Source organism: Streptomyces sp. NPDC004629, assembly GCF_042873595.1.
GTDB lineage: Bacteria > Actinomycetota > Actinomycetes > Streptomycetales > Streptomycetaceae > Streptomyces.
On the sequence record NZ_JBIALO010000037.1, the window covers coordinates 30,958 to 46,881 of the forward strand.

Genomic DNA, 15,924 nt, shown 5'->3' on the forward strand with positions numbered 1-15,924 from the left:
AGCCCTTTGCATGTATGAGCAAAGAAGGTAAAACCGCAGGTTAGCCCAGCCTTTCCTTGCTGGCGGGACGGAAATCAAAGGCGTAGATTCGTTGTTGTCAAAAAGTAGAACCCGTCCAACTAAGCTCCTGGGGGACCCCTATGGCCATCATCGAGACCGAGGCCGCGCTGCACGAGGCCCATCGGGACAACCACACGCACCGGGACGTGAACGGCGGCTGGCTGCGCCCCGCCGTGTTCGGCGCGATGGACGGCCTGGTCTCCAACCTCGCCCTGATCACCGGTGTGGCCGGCGGTGCGGTCGGCCACCAGACCATCGTCATCACGGGGCTCGCGGGCCTCGCCGCCGGTGCCTTCTCCATGGCGGCCGGCGAGTACACCTCCGTCGCCTCGCAGCGCGAGCTGGTCGAGGCCGAGCTGGACGTCGAGCGGCGGGAGCTGCGCCGGCACCCGCAGGACGAGGAGAAGGAACTGGCGGCACTCTACGAGACGCGGGGCGTCGAGCCGGAACTGGCCCGCGAGGTCGCCCGGCAGCTGTCCCGGGATCCCGAGCAGGCCCTGGAGATACACGCCCGGGAGGAGCTGGGCGTCGACCCGGGCGATCTGCCGTCGCCGCTGGTCGCGGCGGTCTCCTCGTTCGGCTCCTTCGCGCTGGGCGCCCTGCTGCCCGTCCTGCCGTACCTGCTGGGCGCGACCGCGCTGTGGCCGGCCCTGGTGCTGGCCCTCATCGGGCTGTTCGGCTGTGGCGCCGTGGTCGCCAAGGTGACCGCGCGCAGCTGGTGGTTCAGCGGTCTGCGGCAGCTCGCCCTCGGTGGTGCGGCGGCCGGTGTGACCTACGCCCTGGGCAGTTTGTTCGGAACCGCCGTAGGATAGTGCAGCTGGCACCCATGCGCCGGGCCGCATGAGCAGCTGTTACCCATTGGTTTCAAATGCTTAACCGCTGGGCATGAGCCGTAAGCGCTGTGGGCAAAGACGCCTGCGGCGCATCCGCGGGATGGGCGAGGACGCTCCTCCCGCCCCCCTTCGGGCCGATGGACATGGATCTGTCCGCGCCGGCCCCCACATACTTCCGCCGCCGTGCGCGGCGCTCTGTCGCGCACCCCGGCGACGTCCACATGTTGGAACGGAGCATCCGGTTCCCGAGCACCGCTCCATCGTGTAACCTGCACGAAATTTTGCACTCACGCAGAGGGCCAGCGTCGTCCCTCGGCACCGCATATGCCAGATGACGACGACGGGAGAGCCGATGCGTACACCGCGCCAGCCGTCCCAGCACTCCACGAATGGCCGGAACTGGTCGTTCATGGATGCTCGCCCTGCTGCGCAGGGTATGTACGACCCCCGCAACGAGCACGACGCCTGTGGCGTCGGCTTCGTGGCCACCCTCACCGGCGAGGCGAGCCATGCGCTGGTCGAGCAGGCGCTCACGGTTCTGCGCAACCTGGAGCACCGCGGTGCCACCGGCTCCGAACCCGACTCCGGTGACGGCGCGGGACTGCTCTCCCAGGTGCCGGACGCCTTCTTCCGCGAGGTGGCCGGATTTGAACTCCCCGCGGCCGGGGCGTACGCCGTCGGCATCGCCTTTCTGCCCGAGGAGCACACCGCCGAGGCCGTCTCACGGATCGAGACGATCGCCCACGAGGAGGGACTGACGGTCCTCGGCTGGCGCGAGGTCCCGGTCGCCCCCGACCTGCTGGGCGCGACCGCCCGCTCGACCATGCCGGTCTTCCGGCAGCTCTTCGTCACCGGGGGCACCTCCCCGACGGAGTCCGGGGGACGCGCCGACGAGGGCATCGCGCTGGACCGCAAGGCGTTCGTGCTGCGCAAGCGCGCCGAGCGCGAGGCCGACGTGTACTTCCCGTCGCTGTCCGCGCGCACGATCGTGTACAAGGGCATGCTGACCACCGGACAGCTCGAACCGTTCTTCCCCGACCTGTCCGACCGCCGCTTCGCCACCGCGATCGCGCTCGTGCACTCCCGGTTCTCCACCAACACGTTCCCGTCGTGGCCGCTCGCCCACCCCTACCGCTTCGTCGCGCACAACGGCGAGATCAACACCGTCCAGGGCAACCGCAACTGGATGCGCGCCCGAGAGTCCCGGCTGGCCTCTGACCTGTTCGGCGCCGGAAACCTGGAGCGCGTCTTCCCGGTGTGCACGCCCGACGCCTCCGACTCCGCCTCCTTCGACGAGGTGCTGGAGCTGCTGCACCTCGGCGGCCGCTCGCTGCCGCACTCCGTGCTGATGATGATCCCGGAGGCGTGGGAGAACCACGCCTCCATGGACCCGGCCCGGCGCGCCTTCTACCAGTTCCACGCCACCATGATGGAGCCCTGGGACGGCCCGGCCTGCGTCACCTTCACCGACGGCACCCAGGTCGGCGCCGTACTCGACCGCAACGGACTGCGCCCCGGCCGCTACTGGGTCACCGACGACGGCCTCGTCGTCCTCGGCTCCGAGGTCGGCGTCCTCGACATCGACCCCGCCAGGGTCGTCCGCAAGGGCCGGCTGCAGCCCGGCCGGATGTTTCTCGTCGACACCGCCGAGCACCGCATCATCGAGGACGACGAGATCAAGGCGACCCTCGCCGCCGAGCAGCCCTACGCCGACTGGCTGGAGGCCGGCGAGATCGAGCTGGGCGACCTGCCCGAGCGCGAGCACATCGTGCACACCCACGCCTCGGTCACTCGCCGCCAGCAGACCTTCGGCTACACCGAGGAGGAACTGCGCGTCCTGCTCGCGCCGATGGCCAAGACCGGCGCCGAGCCCATCGGCTCCATGGGCACCGACTCGCCGATCGCCGCCCTGTCCGATCGCCCGCGCCTGCTGTTCGACTACTTCACCCAGCTGTTCGCGCAGGTCACCAACCCGCCGCTGGACGCGATCCGCGAGGAGCTGGTCACCTCGCTGCGCTCCGCGCTGGGCCCGCAGGGCAATCTGCTCGACCCGACCGCCGCCTCCTGTCGCTCCGTCGTGCTGCCCTTCCCGGTCATCGACAACGACGAGCTGGCCAAGCTCATCCACATCAACGCCGACGGCGACCTGCCGGGCTTCAAGGCCGCGACCCTCTCCGGTCTGTACCGGGTCGGCGGCGGCGGCGACGCCCTGGCCGCCCGCATCGACGAGATCTGCGCCGAGGCCGACGCCGCCATCGGCAACGGCGCCCGGCTGATCGTCCTGTCGGACCGCCACTCGGACGCCGAGCACGCACCGATCCCCTCGCTGCTGCTCACCGCCGCCGTCCACCACCACCTCATCCGCACCAAGCAGCGCACCCACGTGGGCCTGCTGGTCGAGGCCGGCGACGTCCGCGAGGTCCACCACGTGGCCCTGCTCATCGGCTACGGCGCCGCCGGGGTCAACCCGTACCTGGCGATGGAGTCCGTGGAGGACCTGGTCCGCGCGGGCACCTTCCTGCCCGGCACGGAGACCGAGCAGGCCATCCGCAACCTGATCCACGCCCTCGGCAAGGGCGTCCTGAAGGTCATGTCCAAGATGGGCATCTCGACCGTCGCCTCCTACCGCGGCGCCCAGGTCTTCGAGGCCGTCGGCCTCGACGAGGGCTTCGTCGAGAAGTACTTCAACGGCACCGCCACCAAGATCGGCGGCGTCGGCATCGACGTCGTCGCCGAGGAGGTCGCCGCCCGGCACGCCAAGGCCTACCCGGCCTCCGGCATCGCCCCCGCGCACCGCGCCCTGGAGATCGGCGGCGAGTACCAGTGGCGCCGCGAGGGCGAGCCGCACCTGTTCGACCCCGAGACGATCTTCCGTCTCCAGCACTCCACGCGCACCGGCCGCTACGACGTCTTCAAGAAGTACACGGCGCGCGTGAACGAGCAGTCCGAGCGCCTGATGACGCTGCGCGGGCTGTTCGGCTTCGCCGCTGACCGGCAGCCGGTCCCCGTCGACGAGGTCGAGCCGGTCAGCGAGATCGTCAAGCGTTTCTCCACCGGCGCCATGTCGTACGGATCCATCTCCCGCGAGGCGCACGAGACGCTCGCCATCGCCATGAACCGGCTGGGCGGCAAGTCCAACACCGGTGAGGGCGGCGAGGACCCGGAGCGCCTGTACGACCCGGCGCGCCGCTCGTCGATCAAGCAGGTCGCCTCCGGCCGTTTCGGTGTGACCTCCGAGTACCTGGTCAACGCCGACGACATCCAGATCAAGATGGCCCAGGGCGCCAAGCCCGGCGAGGGCGGCCAGCTGCCCGGCCACAAGGTGTACCCGTGGGTGGCCAAGACCCGGCACAGCACCCCCGGCGTCGGCCTGATCTCGCCGCCGCCGCACCACGACATCTACTCCATCGAGGACCTGGCCCAGCTGATCCACGACCTCAAGAACGCCAACCCGGTCGCGCGGATCCATGTGAAGCTGGTGTCCGAGGTCGGCGTCGGCACGGTCGCCGCGGGCGTCTCCAAGGCGCACGCGGACGTGGTCCTGATCTCCGGGCACGACGGCGGCACCGGGGCCTCCCCGCTGACCTCCCTCAAGCACGCGGGCGGCCCCTGGGAGCTGGGCCTCGCCGAGACCCAGCAGACCCTGCTGCTCAACGGCCTGCGCGACCGGATCGTGGTGCAGACCGACGGTCAGCTGAAGACCGGCCGTGACGTGGTCATCGCCGCGCTGCTCGGCGCCGAGGAGTTCGGTTTCGCGACCGCGCCGCTCGTCGTCTCCGGCTGCGTCATGATGCGTGTCTGCCACCTGGACACCTGCCCGGTCGGCATCGCCACCCAGAACCCGACCCTGCGGGACCGGTTCGCCGGCAAGGCCGAACACGTGGTGAACTTCTTCGAGTTCATCGGCCAGGAGGTCCGCGAACTCCTCGCCGAGCTGGGTTTCCGCTCCATCGAGGAAGCCGTCGGTCACGCCGAGGCGCTCGACGTCAGCCGGGCCGTCGACCACTGGAAGGCGCAGGGCCTGAACCTGGAGCCGCTGTTCCACGTGCCCGACCTGCCCGCGGGCGCGGTGCGCCACCAGGCCGTCGAGCAGGACCACGGCCTGGCCAAGGCCCTGGACAACGAGCTGATCAAGCTCGCCGCCGACGCCCTCGCCGCGTCCAGCGCCATCGACGCCCAGCCGGTGCGCGCGCAGGTCGCCATCCGCAACATCAACCGCACGGTCGGCACCATGCTCGGCCACGAGGTGACGAAGAAGTTCGGCGGCGCCGGTCTACCCGACGACACGATCGACATCACCTTCACCGGCTCGGCCGGCCAGTCCTTCGGCGCCTTCCTGCCGCGCGGCGTCACCCTCCGCCTGGAGGGCGATGCCAACGACTACGTCGCCAAGGGCCTGTCCGGCGGACGGGTGATCGTGCGCCCGGACCGCGGCGCCGACCACCTCGCCGAGTTTTCCACGATCGCGGGCAACACCATCGCCTACGGCGCGACCGGCGGCGAGCTGTTCCTGCGCGGCCGCACCGGCGAGCGGTTCTGCGTCCGCAACTCCGGTGCGCTGGTGGTCGCCGAAGGCGTGGGCGACCACGGCTGCGAGTACATGACCGGCGGTCACGCGGTCGTCCTCGGCGAGACGGGCCGCAACTTCGCGGCCGGCATGTCCGGCGGCGTCGCCTACGTCATCGACCTGAACCGCGACAACGTCAACGCGGGCAACCTGGGCGCGATCCAGGCGCTGGACGAGACGGACAAGCAGTGGCTGCACGACGTGGTGCGCCGCCACCAGGAGGAGACCGGCTCGACGGTCGCCGAGAAGCTCCTGGCCGAGTGGGACACCGCGGCCGACCGCTTCACCAAGATCATCCCCAGCACGTACCAGGCAGTGCTCGCCGCCAAGGACGCCGCCGAGCGAGCCGGTCTCTCCGAGACCGAGACCCACGAGAAGATGATGGAGGCGGCGATCAATGGCTGACCCGAAGGGCTTCCTCAACCACGGCCGTCAGATCGCCGAGACCCGTCCCGTCAGCGAGCGCGTCAGGGACTGGAACGAGGTCTACGTCCCCGGCTCCCTGCTGCCGATCATCAGCAAGCAGGCCAGCCGGTGCATGGACTGCGGCATCCCGTTCTGCCACAACGGCTGTCCGCTCGGAAACCTCATCCCCGAGTGGAACGACTACGCCTACCGCGAGGACTGGTCCGCCGCCTCGGAGCGGCTGCACGCCACCAACAACTTCCCGGAGTTCACCGGGCGGCTGTGCCCGGCGCCCTGCGAGTCGGCGTGCGTGCTCGGCATCAACCAGCAGCCGGTCACCATCAAGAACGTCGAGGTCTCGATCATCGACAAGGCGTGGGACGCCGGTGACGTCCGGCCGCAGGTGCCCGAGCGGCTGTCCGGCAAGACGGTCGCCGTGATCGGCTCAGGGCCGTCGGGCCTGGCCGCCGCCCAGCAGCTGACCCGGGCCGGCCACACCGTCGCCGTCTACGAACGCGCCGACCGGATCGGTGGCCTGCTGCGCTACGGCATCCCCGAGTTCAAGATGGAGAAGCGGCACATCAACCGCCGCATCGAGCAGATGCGCGCGGAGGGCACCCGGTTCCGCACCGGCATCGAGATCGGCCGCGACCTGAAGGCGACGGACCTGCGCAAGCGGTACGACGCCGTCGTCATCGCGGCCGGCGCCACGACCGCCCGTGACCTGCCGGTGCCCGGCCGTGAACTCAAGGGCATCCACCAGGCGATGGAGTACCTGCCGCTGGCCAACAAGGTCCAGGAGGGCGACTACGTCACCGCGCCGATCTCGGCGAAGGGCAAGCACGTCGTGGTGATCGGCGGCGGCGACACCGGAGCGGACTGCGTGGGCACCGCCCACCGCCAGGGCGCGGCCTCCGTCACCCAGCTGGAGATCATGCCCCGCCCCAGCGACGAGCGGGACAAGGTCTCCCAGCCCTGGCCGACCTTCCCGATCCTCTACAAGGTCACCTCGGCCCACGAGGAGGGCGGCGAGCGCATCTACTCGGCGTCCACCACCCACTTCGAGGGCGACGAGGACGGTCAGGTGCAGTGGCTGCACCTGGCCGAGGTCGAGTTCATCGACGGCAGGCTGACCCGGAAGCCGGGCACGGAGCGCCGTATCCCCGCCCAACTCGTCACGCTCGCCATGGGGTTCACCGGCACCGACCGGGACAACGGACTGGTCGAGCAGTTCGGCCTTGAGCTGGACGAGCGCGGCAACATCGCCCGCGACGCCGATTTCCAGACCAATGTCCCGGGTGTCTTCGTCGCCGGTGACGCCGGCCGCGGCCAGTCGCTCATCGTGTGGGCGATCGCCGAGGGCCGCTCGGCCGCGAAGGGCGTCGACCGCTTCCTGACGGGCGTGAGCGACCTGCCGGCCCCGATCCTCCCGACGGACCGCGCCCTGGTCTGACCGACCGCCACCAGACGTCCCGTACAAAGGCGTACGGAACACCGACGGCGCCTGCCCACCAGTCCCCGACCGGACCCCGGGCAGGCGCCGCCGTCTGCCTGCGCCCCGAAAGGGGCGCGGGGAACTGCGCGCCAAGCCACGAGCCACGGCGCTCCCGACTGAGCGCCCCGTAGGGGCGCGGGGAACTGCGCGACAAGCCACGACGCAGCCGCAGCCGACAGACGACAGACGACAAGCGACAGGCAACGCCGCTACGGCACCTGGTACGTCTCCCCGTACACCCGCCACCGCAAAGGCCTGCGCAGCTCCACGTTGCCGTCGTAGAGGAACTGCCGCTGGGCCGTGTCGATGCGGGTGGTGTCGATGCCGGGGCGCTTGGCCCGCATCGCCTTCCGGCGGACGTCCAGGAAGATGTCGAGGTACGCCTTCTCGCTGCCGCCCTCGGCAGGCGTGTCGGCCTCCTTCAGGGCGCGTTCACGCAGGCCGTAGAAGCCGTCCGGACCGGTGCCCGGACCGTGGAAGACCATCGCGTCGTAGTAGACGAACTGGCCCAGCGTGCCCAGCCCGTCCAGCTTGGCGAGGCGGACGGCGGGGTCGAAGTAGGCGCGGTCACGCTCGGAGTTCTGCGCCGCGCGGAAGGCCGGGAGCTTCGACTCCTCCTTCCAGTCGGCGGTGAAGCCGGGGTCGAGACCCTCGTGCGAGTCCGTACCGTCGACCTTGCGCAGGGCGGGCAGATAGCCGGCGAGACCGTTGCCCGGGTGCGCCTTGGTGTAGCGCTCGACCAGGGTGAGCAGGTCATGCGTGCCGGTGCAGAAGCCGATGATGCCCGCGGTGTAGCCCTGGCCGTCGCCGATGTCCTCGATGTAGCCGTACGTACTGCGCCAGTCCAGCGTGGAGTTCTCGGCGCTCGCCACGAGCTGCTGCGCCAGCTCCTTCTTCTTCGGCGCGGCGAGGCCCGGCGGGGCGTCCGCGATCACCTCGTCGTCCTGCGACTTCTCCGACCGCTCGGCCCGTGCCTTGGCGTCCGCGCGGGCCTGGGCTGCGGCGGAGGTGGGCTGGGACGAGGACGGGCCCGAGTCGCCCGGCGTGGCCACGTACACCACCGCCGTGACGACCACCGGGATGGCCGCGAACAGCAGAATTCCGGCTCGTTTCATGAGATCACCGTACGGCCTGTATCAGGCCGCCCCTCCCGTCAGTTCTGCGGCCTTCGCCCAGGTCAACGCCACCAGCAGGGCCAGCACGGCGATGCCCGCGCCCGCCTGTACCAGGGTGCGGCGGCCATCCCGCGGCGCGTACGCGTAGGCGAGCGTCAGCGCGCCGCCCGCCAGCAGACCGCCGAGGTGCCCCTGCCAGGACGCGAACCCGGCGGAGATCACCAGCCACAGCAGCAGCCCCACCATGTAGCGGTTGACGGCGTTCATGTCGTAGCCCAGGCGGCGGGCCATCACGTAATAGGCGGCACCGAGCCCGAAGATCGCGCCGGACGCGCCGACCGTCAGCGAGTCCGGGGCGATCAGCAGCACCAGTACGGAGCCGCCGAGCGCCGAGAGCAGATACAGGGCGACGAAGCGGACGCGGCCCAACTGGGCCTCGACCACCCGGCCGAGGCTCCACAGGGACACCGTGTTCAGCACGATGTGCAGGATGCCGAACGGGGTCTCCGTGGCCGGCAGATGCAGGAACGCTCCGGTCAGCAGCCGGTACCACTCGCCCCCGGCAAGCCCCTCCGCGTGCACGTCGGAGCCGTACGGGTACTGCCACAGGTAGTGCGTGCCGTCGCCGCCCACGAGACCGCGCCCCAGCATCCCGAACCGGTCCACGACCCCCGGTCGCACCAGTTCGGCGAGGTAGGCGAGGACGTTGAGGCCGATGAGGACGCCGGTGACGACCGGCACCGTGGTGATCCGGCCGCCGAACGCGGTCCGCGCCTGCCGTATCGACCGGGCGCCCTCCCGTACGCAGTCCACGCACTGGTGGCCGACGGCGGCCTCCCGCATGCAGAGCGGGCAGATATAGCGATCGCAGCGGGTGCAGCGCACATGCGACTCCGCCTTTGGGTGGCGATAGCAGGTGGTGACGGCGGACTCGGCGGCCACGGCCGGCTCCTCAAGATCACGGGGACGGATGAGCCGGTGGGGACGGCGGCGAACAAAATAGCGAACTGCGGGGGCGGGAGGAAAAAGCGGGGGTGGAAGATCGCGTAGTCTCGGCCCCCGGAGCCGCACGAGGGGGGAGCCCGGCATGGCCGCGATCAGTCTCAGCAAGGTGGCGGAGAGCGCGCCCGCGCTGGTCGAGCCGTACCGCACGGCCGGGGTGTCCCTCGCCAAGCACGGGCTCGACGGGCTGCGCGCGGCCGTCTACCTCGTCGTCGACTACTCCGGGTCGATGAAGCCGTACTACGAGGACGGCAGCGTGCAGGCGCTCGCCGACCGGGTGCTCGGGCTGTCCGCGCACCTCGACGACGACGGCCGGGTGCCGGTGGTGTTCTTCTCGACGGACGTCGACGCCGTCACCGACATCGCCCTCGCCGACCACCAGGGCCGCATCGGCCGGATCGCCGCCGGGCTCGGACACATGGGCAAGACCAGTTACCACCTGGCCATGGACACCGTCATCGACCACTACCTGGACAGCGGCTCCACCGCGCCCGCCCTCGTCGTCTTCCAGACCGACGGCGGCCCGATCAGCAGGCCCGCCGCCGAACGCTATCTGTGCAAGGCGGCCAAGCTGCCGCTGTTCTGGCAGTTCGTCGGCTTCGGCGACCCGGAAAGCCGCCAGTTCGACTTCCTGCGCAAGCTGGACGAACTGGCGGTGCCGGAGCGGCGGGTGGTCGACAACGCGGGCTTCTTCCACGCCGGTTCGGACCCCCGGACCCTGCCGGACGCGGAACTCTACGACCGCCTCGTCGCCGAATTCCCCACCTGGCTGAGATCAGCCCACTCCCAGGGCATCATCCCCTCACCCTGAACCCGCCGACCGACCTTCTCCAGGCACAGCCGGGGGAGGGGCCGGGCACCGCGCCGGTTCTCGGCGAGGCCACGGAGTACCTGCGGCGGTCGAGGCGGAAGGAGACGTGCCGGAACCGGACTCGAATGCCGGTGCCGGTGCCGCCGGGGCCACCACCGCCCGGCGGGTGCGGGCCGGGCCGGCCCTGGCGATGTGCGGACCGGCCGCGCGTGCCGAAACCGACCCGCTGGGAGCCCTCGCGGCTTTCCGTCGGCGGCGGTTGTCGGCAGGGGGCGCGGTTCTCGGGGTGTGGGTCAGGTGTCGCATTCCAGTACCGTGCGGCACAGGGCGCAGCGGGCCCGGACCCGGCCCTCCACCGGCACCCGGATGCGCTGCTGGCACGTCGGGCAGGGGAAGGACACGCGCAGCCGGCCGCCGCCGTCGGGGGTGAAGGTGTAGGGCACGCCGGGCTGCGGCCCGTGGGCGTGCCGGCGGTCGCGGGCGTAGCGGCGGCGGCCCGCCCAGCCCGCCGCGGTCAGCGGCGGCTGCTGTTCGTCGTGCCGGGCCTGCGCCAGGCCCTTGGTGTACGCCGTGTACGCCTGCGGGCTGGTGAACCACACCGACGGGTCCTCGCCGAAGACCAGGGAGCGCTTGGCCAGGACGTAGCCGAACTCCTCCGGGGTGAGGTAGCCGAGCTTCTGGGACGACACCGAGTCCTCCCGGAAGGCGTCCAGCAGCAGCCAGCCCGCGCCCAGGTACGTGGCCGCCGTGTCCGTGAGGATCTCGTTCTCCGCCGTGCTGGGGAAGGACAGGTCCAGACGGTGCAGATAGACATGCGTCACCTCGTGCGCCAGGGCCGCGCCGATGTCCCGCCGATGGGTGCGGAAACGGTCGTTCAGCTCGACGAAGTACTCGGGGCCTGCGGCGAGTTCGACGTTCGCCGCATGAGTCATCTCGCGGAAGCTGACGATCACCCGGGCGTCCGGCAGCCGGAAGTGCCGGACGATCTCGCCGGCCACCCGCTGCGCGCCCAGATGCAGATCGTCGGTGTCGCAGAAGGCCACGTCGGCGGGGGCCACACTGGTCGGGAAGGTCTGGATCGTGTCGTACGACAGACGCCTGTACAGCGCGGTGATCGCGGCCCGCACCGTCTCCAGATGCGGGTAGCCGTGCACGACCGGCCCGTCGTTCGCCACACCGTCACCCCCAAGGACGCCCCGACTTCTCATCCACTCTATGCGGGTGTGAGCGGTTTTCACCGGTCCCCGGCCACCCGTCGCCGTCCCGGTGCGGTCGCGCGCGGCAGGCGCGGGACGGCCGGGGCACCGGGGGAGCACGGGACGGTCGGGTCACACGGGGAGCGGGTGCGGCGCGACCGGGGCCGTGCCTCCAGCACTCACATCTCGTTCTTGCCCTCCCGCAGCTCCGGCCCGGGGCGTACAGCGTCCGCTGCGGGTCGGTCGCCCAGCAGCCGGCCCGGACCGAAACCGTTGATCCAGACGAATCCGCGCGTCCAGACCGGCAGTTCGAGCCGGCCATCGCCGTCCCCTCGGACCGTGCCCGCGCCCCGGTACAGCCCCGGTGCGCCGTCCGCGGGCGGCGTCGTGCAGGGCACCGCCGCCACCCCGCCGTCGAAGGCGTCCAGCCGCAGCCCACGCGCGCGTACCCCGTGCTGATACTGCCGCTCGTGCAGGATGCCGCCGGTGATGCCCTTGGGCTCGCCGATGCGCGGCCCGTACGCGCGCCGTCGACGTGGACCACCGCGAGGTCGCGCAGTCAAGGAACCCCTCGCCGGCAGCGAACCGTCGGTCGCCGCGGTGGACCGCCGCGTCGGCTACGACGATTCCGCCTGCTTCTCCCTGCTGTTCAGCCGCCGGGCCGGCACGGCCCCCCGTCCGCTTCCGCGCCCAGCAGGGCCGCACCGTTCCGGGCGGCCGGCGCGACCGGGTCCCCGACCCCGACGATCCACCGATGATCGAACCCGTCGCCGCCCCTTAGGCTGAACCCCCATGACCACCAGCAACACCGGTACCGGTGACGTCGATCCCGCCGTCCGTGCGGAACTCGACCGGCTGCGCGACAGCATCGACAACATCGACGCGGCCGTCGTCCACATGCTCGCCGAGCGCTTCAAGTGCACCCAGCAGGTCGGCCGTCTCAAGGCCGTGCACCGGCTGCCGCCCGCCGACCCGGCCCGCGAGGCCCGGCAGATCGCCCGGCTGCGCAGCCTCGCCGAGAACGCCAAGCTGGATCCGTCCTTCGCTGAGAAGTTCCTCAACTTCATCGTCGCCGAGGTGATCAGACACCACGAGCGCATCGCCGAGGACACCGCCAGGCACCAGGCCGCCGAGCCCAGCTGACCTCCGGCGACGCGGCGGCCCGCGGTCCCGGCCGGCCGGGCGGTGCCGCGCCGCCGGGCACTGTTCGTCAACCCGCGAGCACTCCCCGTCAGTGCCCCGGCGTAAGCTGGTGGGCCACGCCAGGCGGGAGGGGTGGGGCCATGCCGTCGGACGCCGAGATCCTCATCGTCGACGACCACCAGCACACGCTGTACGCACTGGAGCACGCCCTGGCCCCGCTGGGCCTGGGGATCGGCCGCGCCACCAGCTCGGACCAGGCGCTCAAACAGGTCCTGCGCGGCCGGGTCGGCCTCCTCCTGCTCGATGTGAGCACACCCGGCGCCTACGGACCGGACGGACCGGACGGCCTGGACGTGGTGCGGTGCATACGCCGCCTGGAGCAGACCCGGGACATCCCCGTCGTCCTGCTCACCGGCTCCGACCCGGACCGCGAACTCGCCGCCGCCGCCTTCGGGCTCGGGGTCGCCGACCTCGTCCGCACCCCGGTCGACCCATGGGCCCTGCGCACCAAGGTCCGCCATCTGTACGCCGCCCACCAGCGCAGCCTCGCCCTGGAACGAGAGGTGCGCGAGCTGCGCGCGCTGCTCGCCGGCCGCGGCCAGGACGAGGACCGCGGCCCGCGCGCCGCCCGGTCGCACCCCGACGGCCGGGTACCGCCGCAACGTGACGCCGGGCGGGCCGCCACCGCCCAATAGCGGACATAAGGTGCGTACTGCATCCGCCCCTGTGTGTTGTCGGCGGCATCGGGCAGCATGGCCTGCATGTCCGTACTCACGCGCGACGAAGCGCACAACCGAGCACAGCTCCTCGACGTCCACCGCTACACGATCGAACTCGACCTGACCACCGGGGACGAGACCTTCGACTCGCGTACCGCGATCACGTTCTCCGTGCGGGCGGACGCCACGAACACCGACACGTTCGTCGAGGTCAAACCCGCCGAGCTGCGCTCCGTCACGCTCGACGGACAGCCCCTCGACCCGGACTCGCTGGACGAGAACCGGCTGCCGCTGAAGAACCTCGCCGCGGGCGAGCACGAACTGCGCGTCGACGCGCGGATGCGCTACTCCCGCACCGGCGAGGGCATGCACCGCTTCACCGACCCCTCCGACGGCGAGACCTACGTCTACACCCAGCTGTTCATGGACGACGTGCAGCGCGTCTTCGCCGCCTTCGACCAGCCCGACCTGAAGGCCGTCTTCGAGCTGTCCGTCACCGCCCCCGAGAGCTGGACCGTCCTCGCCAACGGGGTCACCGAACACCTCGGCGCGGGCCGCTGGCAGGCCGCCCCCACCCCGCTGATCTCCACCTACCTCGTCGCCGTCGCCGCCGGCCCCTGGCACTCCGTGCGCACCCAGCACCGCGGTCTGCCCTTCGGCATCCACTGCCGCCGCTCCCTCGCGCCCCACCTGGACGCCGACGCCGAGGAGATCATCGACGTCACGCGCGCGTGCTTCGACCGCTACCACGAGAAGTTCGAGGAGCCCTACCCCTTCGACTCCTACGACCAGGCGTTCGTCCCCGAGTTCAACGCCGGCGCCATGGAGAACCCGGGCCTGGTCACCTTCCGCGACGAGTTCGTCTTCCGCTCCGCCGTCACCGACACCGAGCGGCAGACCCGCGCCATGGTCATCGCCCACGAGATGGCCCACATGTGGTTCGGCGACCTCGTCACCCTCAAGTGGTGGGACGACATCTGGCTCAACGAGTCCTTCGCCGAGTACATGGGCTACCAGACCACCGCCGAGGCGACCCGCTTCACCGACACCTGGGTCGACTTCGGCGTCGCCCGCAAGGGCTGGGGATACAACGCCGACCAGCGCCCCACCACCCACCCCGTCGCCCCCGAGGCCGTCGACGACACCGCCGCCGCGCTGCTCAACTTCGACGGCATCTCCTACGCCAAGGGCGCCTCCGCGCTGCGCCAGCTCGTCGCCTGGCTCGGCGAGAAGGACTTCCTGGCCGGCATCAACACCCACTTCGCCCGGCACCGGTTCGGCAACGCCACACTCGCCGACTTCATCGACTCCCTGGCCACCGCCACCGAGCGCGACGTGCACGCCTGGGCCGACGCCTGGCTGCGCACCACCGGCGTCGACACCCTCACCCCGGCCGTCACCCCCGCCGCCGACGGCACCTGCGCGCTCACCGTCGAACGCGACGGCAGCCGACCGCACCGCATCACCGTCGGCCTCTACGACCACGACCTCGCCGACGAGGGCCGCCTCGTGCTGCGTGAGCGCGTCGGCCTCGACGTCCCGCAGACCGCGCCGCACCCCCTCGGCAAGCGGCCCGCGCTGCTGCTCCTCAACGACGGCGACCTGACCTACGCCAAGGTCCGGTTCGACGCCGAGTCCTTCGACGCGCTGCGCACGGGACTGTCCGGCCTGCCGGATCCGCTCACCCGCGCGGTCGTGTGGAACGCGCTGCGGGACGCGGTCCGCGACGGCGAACTCCCGCCCGCCGCCTACCTGGACGCCGCCCGCGCCCATCTGCCGCACGAGACCGACCTCGCCCTCGTCGAGGGTGTCCTGGCCTTCGCCACCGTGCACGTGGCCGGCCGGTACGTCACGCCCGAGGACCGGCCCGCCGCGCTGGCCACGCTCTCCTCGCTCTGCCGCGACCTCATCCGGCGCACCGAGGACGGCGACAGCCCCGGCCTGCGGCTGCTCGCCGTCCGCCACTTCATCGACGTCGCCGCCCATCCCGACACGATCGCCGCCTGGCTCGCCGACGGCATCGTGCCCGGCGGACCCGAACTGGACCCGGAGCTGCGCTGGCGCATCCTGGGCCGGCTCGCCGTGCTCGGCGCCACCGACGAGCCCGCCATCGCCGCGGAACTGGAACGCGATCCGAGCGCCACCGGCCAGGAGGGCGCCGCACGCTGCCGCGCCGCCCTGCCCGACCCGGAGGCCAAGCGGGCCGCGTGGCAGGCGATGTTCGCCGCGGACAGCGGGGCCGAGCTGTCGAACTACCTGTTCATCGCCACCGCCCGCGGCTTCTGGCAGCCCGAACAGGCCGATCTGGTACGGGAGTACGTGCCGCGCTACTACCCCGACGCGGTCGCCGTCGCCGCCCTCCGCGGCCCGGCCATCGCCACCGCCGTCGGCCGCTGGGCCTTCCCGGCCCACGCCGTGGACGCCGAGAACCTCGCCCTCGGCGCAGCATGCCTACGCGACGGCAAGCCGACCACCGCCCTGCGCCGCTGGCTCACCGACGAACTCGACGACCTCTCCAGGGCCCTGCGCATCCGCACGGCATAACCCTCCTACGGGCCCGGCACCGTGGGCCCGCCGA

The 15,924-nt window shown here is 71.4% G+C and carries 11 protein-coding genes and 1 pseudogene; 8 read left to right on the plus strand and 4 right to left on the minus strand.

Going from position 1 to position 15,924, the window contains the following annotated elements:
- Positions 1-140 precede the first annotated feature (140 nt).
- The 3 genes from ACFYTE_RS36515 to ACFYTE_RS36525 all read left to right on the plus strand — a co-directional run bounded on the left by ACFYTE_RS36515 (position 141) and on the right by ACFYTE_RS36525 (position 7,318).
- Positions 141-872, plus strand: coding sequence for a VIT1/CCC1 transporter family protein (locus tag ACFYTE_RS36515; RefSeq protein WP_388720015.1), 732 nt, complete (start codon positions 141-143; stop codon positions 870-872).
- A gap of 457 nt (positions 873-1,329) precedes the next feature.
- Positions 1,330-5,865: a glutamate synthase large subunit gene (gltB, locus tag ACFYTE_RS36520; protein ID WP_388720128.1), complete on the plus strand. Its 4,536-nt coding sequence runs from the start codon at positions 1,330-1,332 to the stop codon at positions 5,863-5,865.
- Positions 5,858-7,318 carry a glutamate synthase subunit beta gene (locus tag ACFYTE_RS36525; protein ID WP_388720018.1) on the plus strand — a complete coding sequence of 487 codons (1,461 nt, stop codon included), beginning with the start codon at positions 5,858-5,860 and terminating at the stop codon, positions 7,316-7,318. The genes gltB and ACFYTE_RS36525 overlap by 8 nt, the downstream gene beginning before the upstream one ends.
- A 251-nt stretch (positions 7,319-7,569) precedes the next feature.
- On the opposite strand, the gene ACFYTE_RS36530 is transcribed toward ACFYTE_RS36525, so the two are convergent.
- Complete coding sequence (locus ACFYTE_RS36530; protein ID WP_388720021.1) at positions 7,570-8,475, minus strand: chitosanase; 906 nt, start codon at positions 8,473-8,475, stop codon at positions 7,570-7,572.
- Positions 8,476-8,496: 21 nt separating this feature from the next.
- A complete protein-coding gene (locus ACFYTE_RS36535; protein ID WP_388720024.1) occupies positions 8,497-9,417 on the minus strand; it encodes a rhomboid family intramembrane serine protease in 921 nt (306 codons plus the stop codon).
- A 145-nt stretch (positions 9,418-9,562) separates the two neighbouring features.
- On the opposite strand from ACFYTE_RS36535, the gene ACFYTE_RS36540 reads away from it, so the two are divergent.
- Complete coding sequence (locus ACFYTE_RS36540; RefSeq protein ID WP_388720027.1) at positions 9,563-10,288, plus strand: vWA domain-containing protein; 726 nt, start codon at positions 9,563-9,565, stop codon at positions 10,286-10,288.
- A gap of 293 nt (positions 10,289-10,581) precedes the next feature.
- On the opposite strand, the gene ACFYTE_RS36545 is transcribed toward ACFYTE_RS36540, so the two are convergent.
- Positions 10,582-11,463 carry a hypothetical protein gene (locus tag ACFYTE_RS36545; RefSeq protein WP_388720030.1) on the minus strand — a complete coding sequence of 294 codons (882 nt, stop codon included), beginning with the start codon at positions 11,461-11,463 and terminating at the stop codon, positions 10,582-10,584.
- A gap of 200 nt (positions 11,464-11,663) precedes the next feature.
- On the minus strand, positions 11,664-11,891 hold the full coding sequence (locus tag ACFYTE_RS36550; RefSeq protein WP_388720033.1) for a hypothetical protein: 228 nt from the start codon (positions 11,889-11,891) through the stop codon (positions 11,664-11,666).
- Positions 11,892-12,033: 142 nt separating this feature from the next.
- Between ACFYTE_RS36550 and ACFYTE_RS36555 the strand changes: the two are divergent.
- From ACFYTE_RS36555 to pepN, 4 genes and pseudogenes are all read left to right on the plus strand, one after another.
- Positions 12,034-12,265: pseudogene (locus tag ACFYTE_RS36555) on the plus strand (AraC family transcriptional regulator); the annotation flags it as partial.
- 11 nt (positions 12,266-12,276) lie between these two features.
- The gene (locus tag ACFYTE_RS36560; RefSeq protein WP_388720036.1) at positions 12,277-12,627 is read left to right on the plus strand and encodes a chorismate mutase; all 351 of its coding nucleotides are present in this window, start codon (positions 12,277-12,279) and stop codon (positions 12,625-12,627) included.
- Positions 12,628-12,767: 140 nt separating this feature from the next.
- A complete protein-coding gene (locus ACFYTE_RS36565; protein ID WP_388720039.1) occupies positions 12,768-13,322 on the plus strand; it encodes a two-component system response regulator in 555 nt (184 codons plus the stop codon).
- Positions 13,323-13,388: 66 nt separating this feature from the next.
- Positions 13,389-15,890, plus strand: a complete 2,502-nt coding sequence (gene pepN / locus ACFYTE_RS36570; protein ID WP_388720042.1) for an aminopeptidase N — start codon at positions 13,389-13,391, stop codon at positions 15,888-15,890.
- The last annotated feature ends 34 nt before the right edge of the window (positions 15,891-15,924 follow it).